The organism is Defluviitalea raffinosedens, from assembly GCF_016908775.1.
Classification (GTDB): domain Bacteria; phylum Bacillota; class Clostridia; order Lachnospirales; family Defluviitaleaceae; genus Defluviitalea; species Defluviitalea raffinosedens.
In genome coordinates, this window is record NZ_JAFBEP010000001.1 from 47,442 (window position 1) to 61,052 (window position 13,611).

The 13,611-nt window shown below is 36.9% G+C and carries 15 protein-coding genes and 1 other annotated feature; of the genes, 8 read left to right on the forward strand and 7 right to left on the reverse strand.

Annotation, left to right across the window (positions count from 1 at the left end):
• The first annotated feature begins 77 nt into the window (after positions 1 to 77).
• Positions 78 to 275, forward strand: coding sequence for a hypothetical protein (locus JOD07_RS00235; RefSeq protein ID WP_158739670.1), 198 nt, complete (start codon positions 78 to 80; stop codon positions 273 to 275).
• A 130-nt stretch (positions 276 to 405) separates the two neighbouring features.
• Entirely contained in the window at positions 406 to 564 is a 159-nt protein-coding gene (locus JOD07_RS00240; RefSeq protein WP_158739671.1) for a hypothetical protein, read from the forward strand.
• Positions 565 to 633: 69 nt separating this feature from the next.
• Here JOD07_RS00240 and JOD07_RS00245 read toward each other — a convergent pair whose 3' ends face one another.
• Entirely contained in the window at positions 634 to 1,599 is a 966-nt protein-coding gene (locus JOD07_RS00245) for a S8 family peptidase (protein ID WP_158739916.1), read from the reverse strand.
• A gap of 523 nt (positions 1,600 to 2,122) precedes the next feature.
• Here JOD07_RS00245 and JOD07_RS00250 point away from each other — a divergent pair.
• The gene (locus tag JOD07_RS00250) at positions 2,123 to 2,320 is read left to right on the forward strand and encodes a hypothetical protein (protein ID WP_158739672.1); all 198 of its coding nucleotides are present in this window, start codon (positions 2,123 to 2,125) and stop codon (positions 2,318 to 2,320) included.
• Between the two features lie 68 nt (positions 2,321 to 2,388).
• On the opposite strand, the gene JOD07_RS00255 is transcribed toward JOD07_RS00250, so the two are convergent.
• Positions 2,389 to 2,901, reverse strand: a complete 513-nt coding sequence (locus tag JOD07_RS00255; RefSeq protein WP_158739673.1) for a hypothetical protein — start codon at positions 2,899 to 2,901, stop codon at positions 2,389 to 2,391.
• 152 nt (positions 2,902 to 3,053) lie between these two features.
• On the opposite strand from JOD07_RS00255, the gene JOD07_RS00260 reads away from it, so the two are divergent.
• The 3 genes from JOD07_RS00260 (at position 3,054) to JOD07_RS00270 (ending at position 4,429) form a co-directional block, all read left to right on the forward strand.
• Positions 3,054 to 3,263: a hypothetical protein gene (locus JOD07_RS00260; RefSeq protein WP_158739674.1), complete on the forward strand. Its 210-nt coding sequence runs from the start codon at positions 3,054 to 3,056 to the stop codon at positions 3,261 to 3,263.
• Between the two features lie 93 nt (positions 3,264 to 3,356).
• Complete coding sequence (locus JOD07_RS00265; protein WP_158739675.1) at positions 3,357 to 4,139, forward strand: hypothetical protein; 783 nt, start codon at positions 3,357 to 3,359, stop codon at positions 4,137 to 4,139.
• 29 nt (positions 4,140 to 4,168) lie between these two features.
• Complete coding sequence (locus JOD07_RS00270) at positions 4,169 to 4,429, forward strand: hypothetical protein (protein ID WP_158739676.1); 261 nt, start codon at positions 4,169 to 4,171, stop codon at positions 4,427 to 4,429.
• 58 nt (positions 4,430 to 4,487) lie between these two features.
• Here JOD07_RS00270 and JOD07_RS00275 read toward each other — a convergent pair whose 3' ends face one another.
• The 5 genes from JOD07_RS00275 to fusA form a co-directional block, all read right to left on the reverse strand.
• On the reverse strand, positions 4,488 to 4,703 hold the full coding sequence (locus tag JOD07_RS00275; protein WP_158739677.1) for a hypothetical protein: 216 nt from the start codon (positions 4,701 to 4,703) through the stop codon (positions 4,488 to 4,490).
• Positions 4,704 to 4,825: 122 nt separating this feature from the next.
• On the reverse strand, positions 4,826 to 5,674 hold the full coding sequence (locus tag JOD07_RS00280; RefSeq protein ID WP_158739678.1) for a hypothetical protein: 849 nt from the start codon (positions 5,672 to 5,674) through the stop codon (positions 4,826 to 4,828).
• Positions 5,675 to 5,723: 49 nt separating this feature from the next.
• Positions 5,724 to 6,155, reverse strand: a complete 432-nt coding sequence (locus JOD07_RS00285) for a CBS domain-containing protein (protein ID WP_158739679.1) — start codon at positions 6,153 to 6,155, stop codon at positions 5,724 to 5,726.
• A gap of 139 nt (positions 6,156 to 6,294) precedes the next feature.
• Complete coding sequence (leuS, locus tag JOD07_RS00290) at positions 6,295 to 8,700, reverse strand: leucine--tRNA ligase (RefSeq protein ID WP_158739917.1); 2,406 nt, start codon at positions 8,698 to 8,700, stop codon at positions 6,295 to 6,297.
• A 141-nt stretch (positions 8,701 to 8,841) separates the two neighbouring features.
• Positions 8,842 to 9,077 (reverse strand) — a binding site (T-box leader).
• Positions 9,078 to 9,129: 52 nt separating this feature from the next.
• Positions 9,130 to 11,205: an elongation factor G gene (fusA, locus tag JOD07_RS00295; RefSeq protein ID WP_158739680.1), complete on the reverse strand. Its 2,076-nt coding sequence runs from the start codon at positions 11,203 to 11,205 to the stop codon at positions 9,130 to 9,132.
• A 285-nt stretch (positions 11,206 to 11,490) separates the two neighbouring features.
• Here fusA and aroF point away from each other — a divergent pair, with 285 nt between their 5' ends.
• Positions 11,491 to 12,516 (forward strand): 3-deoxy-7-phosphoheptulonate synthase, encoded by a 1,026-nt coding sequence (gene aroF / locus JOD07_RS00300; protein WP_158739681.1) that lies wholly within the window; start codon positions 11,491 to 11,493, stop codon positions 12,514 to 12,516.
• The gene (locus JOD07_RS00305; RefSeq protein WP_204611568.1) at positions 12,509 to 13,606 is read left to right on the forward strand and encodes a prephenate dehydrogenase; all 1,098 of its coding nucleotides are present in this window, start codon (positions 12,509 to 12,511) and stop codon (positions 13,604 to 13,606) included. Before aroF ends, JOD07_RS00305 begins: the two co-directional genes overlap by 8 nt.
• The last annotated feature ends 5 nt before the right edge of the window (positions 13,607 to 13,611 follow it).

A 13,611-nucleotide genomic window follows, 5' to 3' on the forward strand; every position in this document is an offset into this window, starting at 1 on the left:
TTCTGCATTGTTATAAAACACCATGGTTTCTCATAAATTTATAGAAAAAGGTATTTAAAACTGTAAGGAGGATCATTATGAATCATTTAAATCCGAATTCCTATGGTCTTCAGGATATTCCTGAACCTTTCAGAGGACAAAATAATAGCTTTGGCAATACTCCTATGAATCCATCTGAACCTAAGACAACAGCTGTAAAAGGCACCGGCAGATTTGCTTTGGAAGATTTTCTCTTAATTTTACTCCTGTTTTTACTCATAACCGATTATAAATAATTTCTTTCAAAAAAGCCCCTCAAGGGTTTTTTTGCTGTGTAACACTTAATTTTACTAGGTCATATTATATAACATACGAAAGATAATCCCTCTGGCTTATACCAAATTTATTGCGAAAGGAGGTGCAATAATGTCAAACGCTAAAAGCATTGGTTCTTACAACATCATCTTTTTATTCTTCTTCTTATTATTATTCAACGAAGGATACGGTTCTAAATTTGACAATTCTCTTTTCTTCTTCTTGTTAATATTCTTAATTTTATTTGGTGGATACGGATTTGGATACTAAGAATACATGAAAAGCAAAAACCAGAGAAAAATCTCTGGTTTTTGTGTTTCATTAGATGTTTTTCGGCTTCTAATACCTTATTCCGTAACCTATCTCTCCTCCAAAAAGTTTTTGAATATCTATGAGCCCCCATCCCTGCTGTTCCTGGGGAAATTTTAGATCATTCGTACAGCTTTTTAAACGAAGTTTGAGATCATTGGGAGTTACGTAAGGATATCTTTCCAGAAAAAGTGCCAGAGCTCCTGACACCATGGGGGTTGCCATAGAGGTTCCACTTTTTTTTACATAATAAGTTGTCAATGAATTCGCTGGGTCCTGCCCATCCTCCGGAATATATTTTGTGTCAGAAGCACAGGACATAATATCGGAACCCGGTGCAACCACATCCGGTTTTTTAATACAAGCTTTTGTAGGACCTCTGCCAGAATAATCCGATATAATGTCTCCATGAATATCCACACTTTTCTGGTCATCTGATGCACCGACTGTAATGACTTTTCTGCTGACTCCGGGTGAGGTAATGCTTTGCTTTCTGGGTCCGTCATTTCCTGCTGCAACGAGCGTAACAATTCCTGCATCCCATGCTGCATTGACAGCCTTTACCAAGGGATCGTTTTCTCCTTCTCTGTCAGGACTTCCTATAGATAAATTCGCTACTCTTATATTGTACCGATCCTTATTGTCAATCATCCATTGAATACCCGCCAATACGTTGGACGTGCTTCCATTTCCTTTTTCATCCAATATTTTAATACCTATTAAATTGCATGCCGGCGCAATACCTTTATACTGACCATTGGATTTGGTGCCGTCTCCCCCAATAATTCCTGCCACATGGGTCCCATGTCCATTATCATCATAAGGTTTTTCATATCCGTTTACAAAGTCTTTAAAAGCTATAATTCTGTTTCTTGGATGCATAAAATCCTCATGGGGATAAATTCCTGAATCCAAGACTGCAACACCTATTCCTCTGCCCGAGTACCCTCTTTGATGAGCCCAATCTGCATGAATTACTTCCCGGGCAATATTCATCTGCGCTGTTATATGGGAATCCTGCTGTACCTTTCTCACTCCTTTTAATTGCTGCAATTTCCCAAGATTCTCCTTAGGTATTTCTACTACGTATGAATTAATCATAGGAAGTCTGTACTTTACCTTTCCCAGATTGCATATTTCACATTCTTCTTCATCATTCATGCTGCATTCTACAATTACTTGAACAGTTTCCCTTGATGAATCAGCGGAATGAACGGAAGTATTGTGTGAATGCATTTTACCTTTTTGACTCATCATGCCTAATAAAAGCAGTAAAAGAGATTGATCCATATCGTTACTCCTTTCTTGATATTCCTTAATCGATGTATTGCTATATAAATAATGTATTAAATCATTTGCCTTTAGTTTACATTTTTCTCATTTTATTAAAGAAAACTATTGTAATATATGAGTTTGTCCCAAGTTTCATCAATTTTATCATTATTGTGTCATTTATATATTTCTAGTGCATAGAATATAAACGTGAGAAATAAATAAAAAAAATAAGGGAGGCTTTTTTATGGCAGAATCTAAATCTTTCTATGGAGGAAACTTTAGTATCTTATTCTTGTTCTTCTTCTTGTTGCTTTTCAATAATGGCGGAATTTTCGGCTATGAAACAAAAGACCAGGGGTTCGGCGGATTTGACAATTCCTTATTCTTCTTCCTGATCATCTTCTTACTTCTGTTTGGCGGATTCGGCGGCGGCGTTTGCTAAAAAGAACAGGAATAACCACCGCTATTACTTATTAAAAAAGCAGAGGAAAAATCCTCTGCTTTTTTATATTAAATATTAAATTTGGAGTTGCTTAAAAACAAAAGAAGAAGGATGAAAATGAGAAATTCTCCGTTTCCTAAACCTATTCCTGCAGATTTGCTGTTCAAACACTGTTCATCAATTTCGTAAACCCCATCATCCTGAATCAGAAGACGATCTTTCTTGTTTCCATTATTTCCATTGTTTTCACCGCTTTCATTGCTTTGAAACTGCACGGCTTTTACCTGCTGGCTAATATTCTGAAAAGTCCTATAGGTATTCATAACATCTATGCACTTATCAATTTGCACATGTATATCGGGATTGATAAAAGGTTTTATGGCTTGCAGCAGAGCAATTTCTTTTGTAGGATTTTCCTGCGCCTGGATTCTGTTCCCTTGAATAAGGGATTCAATTTTATTAATATATTTTTCTTTAAATTTATTTCGAATCATTTCTCTGATTTCGTTGAGATCTTGCTGCAAGTCTATGTTTGTACCTAATACTCCGCCAAGATTTTGAAGCAATTGGTTATTTGACATTTTCCCCCTCCTAGATCATTCATTAAACTCTTCATATACCAATGTATGACAAAAAGGAAAAATCTGTTAATTGTCTGTTGTATTATTATATGAACCGTTCCATTTCGTTAATCATATAATAATTTTAGAAGTTCTATGAGGTAGGTGTTGATATGAAAAAAGAATATGAAAAAGAAAAATTGCTGCTTCTGAACGAAATGATCTTTTTGTTCTTTTTCCTGCTTTTATTTGATAAGGATAAAACATTGGCTGATGAAAAGCTCTTCTTTGCTCTTATCGTATTTTACGTCTTATTCGTAATCGATCTGTCCCAACAAGCAAATGCTAAATTACGTAAAGGAAATGTAAAATCAAATACGTAAAGACTGTCATGTTTTTGCTGGTTTGGACATAAGCATATTATAACTGTAAAGTAACAAATGGACTTTAATATACTAAACAGAGGAGGCAGCCCTATGAAAGAGGAGAACCAAGAACCTACCGATGTTTCTGAAGATCAAAGTAATGATGAATTAGATGTTTCTAAACTCCTTGAGATGGCAAAACTTTTTTCAGCGCTCATGGCTAATGATAAAGAGGAGGATGAAGTTAATAGCAAAGATGAAAACAAGGATGAAGTTAAAGTTAATCAAGATACTGAAACCAATGCAAAGTCAGAGCCAAACAACATCTTTCAACTATTGGAAATGGCAAAACTCTTCTCAAAACTAATGGGGAATAACACGGTGCAAAATTCACCGTCTCAAATACCTGGTACAGCTCCTATAGTATACCCTTCCTCTGCTATTTTGTTTGATGAAACCCTGCATACCCCTCAAATGAAAGTAATAAAGGCTGCTATTCCCTATCTGAAACTCCATCATCAAAGGGTTCTTGGGGTTTTTGTCAAATTCTTGGAATTTAAAAAAGCAGTGGATCTATATAAACATAATAACAGTCCTTTATCCATAAAAAGCCTCGAAGAAAATCCCAATTGGAAAATAGATATGTTAAATTCCATCCGTCCTCACTGTACTGAAGAAAAGCAATGCATGGTAGATATGGTGATGAAGGTCATCGATATAGAAGAACTTATGAAAAAAATGCATTCCTTAAAGTATACTCAAGCAGACAATCCTCAAGCAAATATTCAGCAATCCAATCAAAGGCAAGCACTTATTCAAGCTCTGTCTCCTATGTTAAACGAGAAGCAAAAGCAAATGCTGGATTTACTGACTACTTTCATGGGACCTGCGTAAATATGATCTGAATTAAAGGAGGTTTGATCATGGGAAAGGATATTTTAAATGAATTGGATCCTGATATGGTCAAGGAAGTAAAAGAAGTGATGGAGAGCCTTAAAGGCAAATCAGAACAGGAAATATTAGAAAGCCTTGTTAAACTGGCAGCACAAAAAAGGAAATCCAATAAAAAGCTCACAAAAGAGCAAAGTACAGCGATTCTTCAAGCAATGAAAGAAGCTCTTCCTCCAAATCAAAGAAAAAAATTCGAAGCCTTACTTCAAATGATGCAAATGATGAATATGTAGTAAAAGCTATAGGAATGTCCCTATAGCTTTTTATATCACAATAAGATTATTGAATTGGTTAATATACTTCATAAAATTCATCTTCATCGAATCCTGATTCGTAGTCTCTGGTCCAATCTTTCTTTCGAGCAGTACTATTCGATAACTTCACTCTTCCCTTCTTTTTATTCCTTCCAGCTTCCAGTTCCATTTCTTTTCTCTTCTGCGCCTCTGCTTCCTTCTGAAGTCTCTTCATTCTCTCATAGCGATCAAATTCTGTTTCTTTCTTTGACACTACTATTCTCCTCCTATTAATGATTAAAACAATACTATTATATTATTATTCATAAATAGGAGTCCTGTCAATATCCAAAAGAAAAATCCTCAATTTTTTTCTATTATTTTACATTTAAAATATTATCTGTAAGCTGCAGGAATAAAATATTCGAAAGTCCCTCCCTGATTGATTTCACCAAAAAAGCGATAAGCTGGTTCTACAAGAAAGTTTTGATCTTTGGATTTTGTATAGACCAGTTCTGCCTGGCGAATATCTACTATGAGATTCTCTCCGTCAATCGGTACCTTTTCTAATTCATTATAAGCTTCTTTTATGGATTTAACAGACACAGTTTCATTGGATTTATAAATGAGCTGGTAACACTGAAGTTCTAATATTTCTCCGCTATAGCTTATATTTGCCTGTGTACAATAGCCATAATTTAAAATCCCTTCTAAAGTATTCACAAACCGTAGGTGATACATATTTTGATCCGGTATATCTTCTATAATGCTTTTTTGATGATGGCAAGCCAGATTTAAGGATTCTATAAATTCCATTACGCCTTCTATGGCTTTTTCTTTTGAAATTTTAGCATCCACATTTTCGTTTTTTCTCAACCTATTATATTTTATGACGCCTTCATTTTTGGAAACGATAAGCCGTTTTTCAGCATCTTCGATGATATACTCTGTTGGATTTTCTTTAACAGGATTCTTTATATCTAATTTTTCTCTGTAAAATTCCGCATCTTCTAAAGTCTTTTCTATACCCCGAACTTCATAGGTCTTCATACGGCTAATCAGATGATTTTCCAGACGAATATTTAGGTCATATACTACCTTTTGAGGAGGATTGAATATACCACCTACCGTACTGTTCATAAGCATTCCAGGCAAAAGACCGCTGTTTTCACTGAGATAATATAGAAAGGGTATGCCAATAATGGTAAACAGGATTAGAAACCAGTTTATTTTTCGCACATCCATAGCTAGTCTCCTTTATAACAAAAGGTATGGCGTTCACCATACCTTTTATTTATTGAAAATCAGGCATACTGGGTGTTGAAATGTTTTTTAAGGCATCTTCGGCTTCATCCTGGAGCTGCCTTTGTGTTGCCAAGTCCCCTAAAGAAACCATTCCAACAATTTTGCCATCTTCTACTACTGGAATTCTTCTGATTTGATTTTCTGCCATTAAACGGGCTACCTCGTCTACATCCATATCCGGAGTACAGGTCACCACATTATCAGTCATCACATCTTTACATAATGTATTATTTACATCCTGGCCTTCTGCAACATTGCGAAGGACGATATCTCGGTCTGTAATAATACCGACGATTTCATCTCCACTACGTACAGGAACAGCACCTACGTTAGCATCCCTCATAATCTGAGAAGCTTTTAAAACAGATTCTTCTTCGTCTACAGCAAGTATATTCTGAGTCATTATATCTCTAACTTTCATCATTGTCCCTCCATAATAATGATTTCTTTATTATTTTGGGCAATATCATTGTAAAATATGTATAGACTAAATTTAATGTTTTTTCATTAAAAAAAGAGCCTTGCACCAGCAAATTTCATTTGCTGATGCAAAAGCCCTTTTATTTTACAACTAAGTTTACAATCTTTCCTGGCACATAGATTTCTTTTACGATGTTTTTGCCGTCCAGTTTGCCTTCTACCAAAGCTTTTGCTTTTTCTAGTACCGATTCTTTGGATTCGTTAAGATCCACTTCGATGGTGCTTCTTAATTTGCCATTCACCTGAACAGCAATTTCAATAGTGTCTTCTTTCATCTTTTGTTCGTCATAGGTTGGCCATGTTTCTTTAAACACAGATTCTGTATGACCGGTCATCTCCCATAATTCTTCTGCAACATGAGGAATAAATGGAGCCAGTAAAACGATGAGGGTTTCTATAGTTTCTTGATCCAGTCCATTAGATGCTTTGGCGATATTTGCCAATTTATTGGTATATTCCATAAATCCGCTGACTACGGTATTCAGATGGAAGTCTTCCATTCTGGTTGTAATTTCATAAACCAGTTTATGTCTTGTTCTTTCCATTTCTCTGGTAGGTTCTACATAAGCATCTTTGTTTTCTGTAATCAGCTTCCAAACTTTGTTAATAAAACGATATACTCCGTCAATTCCTCTGTCATCCCATTCGGAATCCAATTCAGGAGGCCCTACGAATAATTCATACATACGAAGAGAATCGGCACCGTATCTTTCTACCAATTCATCCGGGGATACGACATTTCCTTTGGATTTACTCATTTTCGCCCCATTTTTCGTAATCATTCCCTGGTTAAACAGGCGTTTAAAGGGTTCTTCAAAATCTACTACACCGATATCGTATAAGAATTTTGTATAGAATCGTGCATAGAGAAGATGAAGTACCGCATGCTCGATACCACCTACATAAATATCTACAGGCAGCCATTTTTGCATCATTTCTTTACTTACCAATTCTTTATCATTATGAGGATCGGCATATCTTAAGAAATACCATGAAGAACCTGCCCACTGAGGCATTGTATTGGTTTCTCTCTTAGCAGGGCCACCGCATTTTGGACAAGTGGTGTTCACCCATTCTTCAATCGCTGCCAATGGTGATTCTCCTGTTCCTGTAGGTTCATAGGATTCTACTTCCGGAAGGGTAACTGGAAGCTGATCTTCGGGTACTGCTACTGCACCACATTTTTCACAATGAACGATAGGAATAGGTTCTCCCCAATATCTTTGTCTTGAAAATACCCAGTCTCTTAATTTATAATTTACTGTTTTCTTGCCTATGCCATGTTCCTGAAGGTAATTTGCTATAACTTCCTTAGCTTCTTTGGAAGAAATACCGTCAAATATTCCGGAATTAATCATCACTCCATCTTCTGTATAGGGTTCTATAAGTTCTACGGCTTCTCCTCCTTCCTTTTTAATGACCTGAATAATAGGAAGGTTGAATTTCTTAGCAAAAGCAAAGTCTCTTTCGTCATGGGCGGGTACACACATAATTGCGCCTGTACCATAATCTGCTAATACATAATCAGAAATCCAAATTGGAATTTTAGCCCCGTTAAGAGGATTAATTGCATATCTTCCGGTAAATACTCCTGTTTTCTCTTTGTCCGCCATACGGTCTACGGAAGATTTGGTTGAAGCCTGGAACACATATTCTTCCACTGCTTGCTTTTGCTCTTCAGTGGTGATTTCAGGTACACTTTCATGTTCAGGCGCTAAAACCATAAATGTCGCTCCATAGAGTGTATCCGGTCTTGTGGTAAAGACTTTAATCTGTTTGTCTAAACCATCTACTTTGAAATCAATCTCTGCGCCATAACTTTTTCCAATCCAGTCAGTCTGCATTTTCTTTACTTTCTCAGGCCAGTCCAAGTCCTGCAAATCATTGAGCAGTCTTTCTGCATAAGCCGTAATCTTTAACATCCATTGACGCAGATTCTTCTTAGTGACTAAAGAACCGCAACGTTCACAGGTGCCGCCTACAACTTCTTCGTTGGCAAGACCTGTTTTACAACTGGGGCACCAGTTAATTGGCATTTCCTTTTCATAAGCCAGCCCTTTTTCAAACATTTTTACAAAAATCCATTGGGTCCATTTATAGTAATCTGGATCTGTTGTGTTCACTTCTCTGTCCCAATCATAAATAGCACTGATTTCATGGAGTTGTCTTTTGAAGTTCGCTATGTTTCTGGCAGTTCCTACTTTAGGATGGATACCTTTTTTGATGGCATCATTTTCTGCCGGTAACCCAAAAGCATCCCAGCCCATAGGATGAAGCACATAGTAATTTTGCAATACTTTATAGCGACTCCATACATCACTAAGCACATAGCCTCTCCAGTGTCCTACATGAAGTCCGTTTCCTGAAGGATAAGGAAACATGTCTAAGCAATAATATTTCTTCTTATCAGGTCCATCTTGATTAATGGGATTCTTTTCCCATCTTTCACGCCATTTTTTTTCAATAGCTTTATGATCGTAGCGTATGTTACTCAAAATCCATTCCTCCTAATAATGCAAATTATGTAACATCATAATAAAAGAATTTGCTTGCGAAACTCTCGCATGTAATTAAAAGAGTTTCACTTGCGAAACTTTCGCATATAATTAAAAAAACCTTTCGTCTTAGTTAGAGACGAAAGGTTACTCCGCGGTACCACTCTAGTTTATTCTCTATACGAGAATACACTTATGATATGTATTTGACATACATATCTTTCCTTTAACGGGGATACCGTCGCCACCTACTCCAATTTCAGCGGGAGACTCCAAGGGGAGTTCAGTATTTCTCGATACTGTTTTGCACCACCCAACAGCTCTCTAAAATCTCTGAAATACCTACTAATCCTTTTCATTGTCTTTACTGATATTTTTTGAGGCAATTGTATCATATTGAATTGAAAAATGCAAGGTATATTAAGCTTCTTTCTTTCTTGCTTCGATCACCTTTTGCTGTACATCGTGAGGTGCTTCTTCGTATCTGTCAAACTTCATGGTGAAGCTTCCTCTTGCCTGGGTCATGGAACGAAGGTCCGTTGCATATTTAAACATTTCGGCCATAGGCACTTCTGCATCAATCTGTTGATATTTGCCTTTTGGCGCCATCCCTAAGATTCTTCCTCTTCGTTTATTAAGATCTCCCATAATGTCCCCTGTATATTCATCCGGAACAGTTACAGTAACTTTTACAATGGGCTCTAAAATCACAGGTTTAGCTTTTAAAAGCCCTTCTTTAAAAGCAATGGAAGTAGCAATCTTGAATGCCATTTCGGAAGAATCTACAGGGTGATAAGAACCATCAACCAAAGTAGCCTTTAGCCCAACCACTGGATATCCTGCCAGTACTCCATGTTTAACACTTTCCTGAAGACCTTTTTCTACTGCGGGGAAATATTGCTTTGGAACAGCTCCACCAAAAATCTTTTCTTCAAAAATATACGGAACTTCCAGATTACCTGAAGGCTCAAACTCCATCCAAACATCTCCGTATTGACCATGCCCACCGGACTGCTTTTTATGTTTTCCTTGAACTTTAACTTTACCTTTAATAGTTTCTCTGTAAGGAATAGTAGGAGGTAGTAATTCAACTTCTATCTTAAATTTAGATTTAAGTTTGTTAATAATCACATCCAGATGCTGTTCGCCTATACCATAGATGATTTCTTCATGGGTTTCTTTATCTAAGAAGATGTGGAAAGTCGGATCTTCTTCCATAAGTCTCTGAAGCCCTGAAGACATTTTTTCTTCGTCACCTTTTCCTTTCGGAAATACAGCCATCTGCATGAGGGATTCAGGAAACTCTATTGGAGGATAAATGATCGGTTTACTAGGATCGGATAAAGTATCTCCTGTCATCGTATCATGAAGTTTTGCAACTGCCCCTATGTCTCCTGAATTAAGCTCTGATACTTCAATTTGCTCTTTACCTTTAAGTACGTAAATGTGGGAGATTTTTTCTTCAACGTCTTTATTTCCATTATATAAAACGGAATCTGCCTTCAGTTTTCCTGAGTACACTTTGAATATAGAGAGCCTTCCAATATAAGGGTCTACAATGGTCTTGAAAACGAATACAGAAGTTGGTTCATCCACAGCACATTTTCTCTCTTCGTCTTTTTCTGTCTTTGGATTTTTTCCTTTTAGAACAGCATGAACTTCTGATGGATTTGGCATGTACTCAATGATCGAGTTAAGCAGAACACGAATTCCTGTATTGTTCAGTGCTGTACCACATAATACAGGTACGATGCTTCCATCCAACACTCCTTTATGCAGGGCTTCCTGGATTTCTTCCAAAGTGAATTCTTCTTCATTAAAATATTTCTCCATCAATTCTTCTGAAGTTTCTGCCACTGCTTCCAGGATCATATTTCTGACAGGATCAATTTCATCTTCCATGCCTTCAGGAATATCACAAGGAACAACTGTACCATTGGCAAATCTTCTTCCTTCCATCTTAACCACATTTACAAAGCCTGCAAATCGCTCATTTTCTTTAAAGGGTACCTGGAAGGGCGCGATACATTTTCCAAATTTTTCTTTCAGCTCTTCCAATATTTTAGGTAAATTAGCATGTTCATCATCCATAGCATTCACAAAAATCATTCTGGGAAGATTTGCTTCTTCTGCGTATTCCCAAGCTTTCTCTGTTCCTACTTCTATGCCGGATTTGGCAGACACAACGATAATGGCTGAATCTGCAGCACGGACTGCCTGCTTTACTTCTCCTACAAAATCAAAATATCCCGGTGTATCTAAAATATTAATTTTGGCATCTTTCCACTCAACAGGAATAATAGATGTATTAATACTAAACTTTCTTCTTATTTCTTCAGGGTCATAATCACTTACGGTATTGCCTTCATCAACTTTTCCCTGTCTTTTAATTTGCCCTGTAACATATAACATTGCTTCTGCTATAGTAGTCTTTCCACATCCCCCGTGACCCAAAAGTACAACATTTCGAATTTGATCCATGGTATAGGTTTTCATTGAAGTTTCCTCCCCCGTTATATTTTTACAAAGTCTTCACAATAGACTTCATTTTCAGTATATTTATTATATTCTACGCGAAAGCAAGATTTCCTTCTTGATTTTAATATTTTTATCCAAATCCTTTATTCCATTCATCTTATTTTTATGTATTTGCTTCTAATAATATTGTACATATTTTTTTATATTCTCTCATAATTGACACACATACTTTATAAGTGTAAAATGTTAAAAACATTCTAGTATTTATAAGAAATGTTTTTAATTATACAAGGAGGCTTTAAAATGATTGTTGTAATGCGTCATGATGCTACGGAGGAGAATATTAGAAACGTTGTTCAGGCAATCGAACAGTGTGGATTAACAACTCATCTATCAAAAGGTTCTGAAATTACAATCGTCGGTGTTATAGGAGACAAATCAAAATTAAGTAAAATCAACCTTGATCTGTTGCCCGGAGTAGAAAAACTCGTGCCCGTAACAGAATCATATAAATTGGCAAATAAGAAATTCCATGTAGGTTCTTCTGTCATAAAAGTTGGTAACTGTGAAATTGGCGGAAATGAAATTGTTATTATGGCTGGTCCCTGTGCAGTTGAAAGCAAGGAGCAACTCTTAGAAACCGCCCATGCAGTTAAAAAAGCAGGCGCACAGATCTTAAGAGGCGGAGCTTATAAACCCCGAACATCTCCCTATGCTTTCCAAGGGCTTGAAGAAGAAGGCCTTAAATATATGGCTGAAGCAAGGGAAGAAACCGGTCTTGCTATCGTTTGCGAAGTAACCAGTATACAGGCTGTAGAAACTGCTGTCAAATATGTGGATATGTTGCAGATTGGCGCAAGAAATATGCAGAATTTCCAACTGCTTAAAGAAGTGGGCAAAACGAATATCCCTGTCCTGTTAAAAAGAGGTCTTTGCGCCACTATTGAAGAATGGCTCAACGCTGCAGAGTATATCATGAGTGAAGGAAACACCAATGTTGTACTGTGCGAAAGAGGCATCAGAACTTATGAAACTGCTACAAGAAATACACTGGATATCAGTGCCGTACCAGTTATTAAATCAAAAAGCCATCTTCCAATCATCGTAGACCCAAGCCATGCTACTGGAGTTCGTGCCTACGTTCCTTCTTTGGCAAAAGCTGCTGTTGCTGCAGGGGCTGATGGTCTTATGATCGAAGTACATCCCAATCCTTCCTGCGCTCTGTCAGATGGGCCTCAATCCCTTAATCCCGATGACTTCTTTAAATTATGTTCCGAATTAAAACCTCTTGCTGAGGTTATAGGAAGAAGCTTTAACGGCCATGAATAAGGTTGGAATCATTGGTCTTGGACTGATTGGAGGCTCTTTGGCAAAAGCCCTGAAGCAAAAATGCAACATCAATAATATCATTGCAATGGATATAGAAAACAGTGCCCTAAAAAAAGCACTGGATGAAAAAGTTATTAATGATTTTACAACAGTTGTAGACGAACATTTTTCTGACTGTGATCTCATATTTATATGTACACCGGTTAAGCAGATTTCCTCTTATGTAAAAAAGTTGCTTCCTTTTATAAAAGATGACTGTATCCTTACAGATGTGGGAAGTACAAAGTCTGTTATTTTAAATGAATTAAATGTCATCCTGGACAATACGAACATTCACTTTATTGGAGGGCATCCTATGACTGGCTCTGAAAAAGCCGGTTATGGTGCCTCTAAGGGACACTTGTTTGAAAATGCCTATTACATTCTTACGCCCCAACCTTCAACCCCTGAGAACAAAGTGGAACAATTAAAAAACATCATTGTTTCCATAGGAGCTATACCGGTTATTCTCTCTCCCCAGGATCACGATTTAGTAACTGCATCCATAAGCCATGTGCCACATATTCTGGCTTCAGCTTTGGTCAACATGGTAAAATCTTTGGACGGCAAGGACAAATACATGCATAAATTGGCTGCCGGAGGATTTAAAGACATTACCCGTATAGCTTCCTCTTCTCCTGAAATGTGGCATAATATTTGCATGACCAACCAAAAAGAAATCTTATATGTGATCGATTACTTAATAGAAATCCTCATGCAATTCTCATCTGCTGTCAGAAACAAAGAAGATGATTATATCTGGAACTTTTTTAACAGCGCCAAACAGTATCGGGATACCTTCTCCAACAGAAGTCCCGGACCATTTATGAAAACTTACGAAATTATAGTGGATATTATAGACCAACCGGGAAGCATTGCAAGCATCGCTACTTTATTAAGCAATCATGGTATCAATATTAAAAATATAGGCATCATCAACAGCAGAGAATATGAAAATGGCGTTCTCCAGATTATATTTGACGATGAAACAAGTCAGGAGAAAAGCATTAGACTACTTCAGGAAATGAATTATGTGATCTATAAAAAGTAAAAAGG

Bases quoted from the DNA above. Each gene is read 5' to 3' on its own strand.
- JOD07_RS00285 (WP_158739679.1), bottom strand. From the start codon at position 6,155: ATGAAAGTTAGAGATATAATGACTCAGAATATACTTGCTGTAGACGAA.
- JOD07_RS00270 (WP_158739676.1), top strand. From the start codon at position 4,169: ATGGGAAAGGATATTTTAAATGAATTGGATCCTGATATGGTCAAGGAA.
- JOD07_RS00240 (WP_158739671.1), top strand. From the start codon at position 406: ATGTCAAACGCTAAAAGCATTGGTTCTTACAACATCATCTTTTTATTC.
- JOD07_RS00265 (WP_158739675.1), top strand. From the start codon at position 3,357: ATGAAAGAGGAGAACCAAGAACCTACCGATGTTTCTGAAGATCAAAGT.
- JOD07_RS00250 (WP_158739672.1), top strand. From the start codon at position 2,123: ATGGCAGAATCTAAATCTTTCTATGGAGGAAACTTTAGTATCTTATTC.
- JOD07_RS00235 (WP_158739670.1), top strand. From the start codon at position 78: ATGAATCATTTAAATCCGAATTCCTATGGTCTTCAGGATATTCCTGAA.
- fusA (WP_158739680.1), bottom strand. From the start codon at position 11,205: ATGAAAACCTATACCATGGATCAAATTCGAAATGTTGTACTTTTGGGT.
- JOD07_RS00260 (WP_158739674.1), top strand. From the start codon at position 3,054: ATGAAAAAAGAATATGAAAAAGAAAAATTGCTGCTTCTGAACGAAATG.
- JOD07_RS00255 (WP_158739673.1), bottom strand. From the start codon at position 2,901: ATGTCAAATAACCAATTGCTTCAAAATCTTGGCGGAGTATTAGGTACA.
- aroF (WP_158739681.1), top strand. From the start codon at position 11,491: ATGATTGTTGTAATGCGTCATGATGCTACGGAGGAGAATATTAGAAAC.
- JOD07_RS00245 (WP_158739916.1), bottom strand. From the start codon at position 1,599: ATGAATATTGCCCGGGAAGTAATTCATGCAGATTGGGCTCATCAAAGA.
- JOD07_RS00280 (WP_158739678.1), bottom strand. From the start codon at position 5,674: ATGGATGTGCGAAAAATAAACTGGTTTCTAATCCTGTTTACCATTATT.
- JOD07_RS00305 (WP_204611568.1), top strand. From the start codon at position 12,509: ATGAATAAGGTTGGAATCATTGGTCTTGGACTGATTGGAGGCTCTTTG.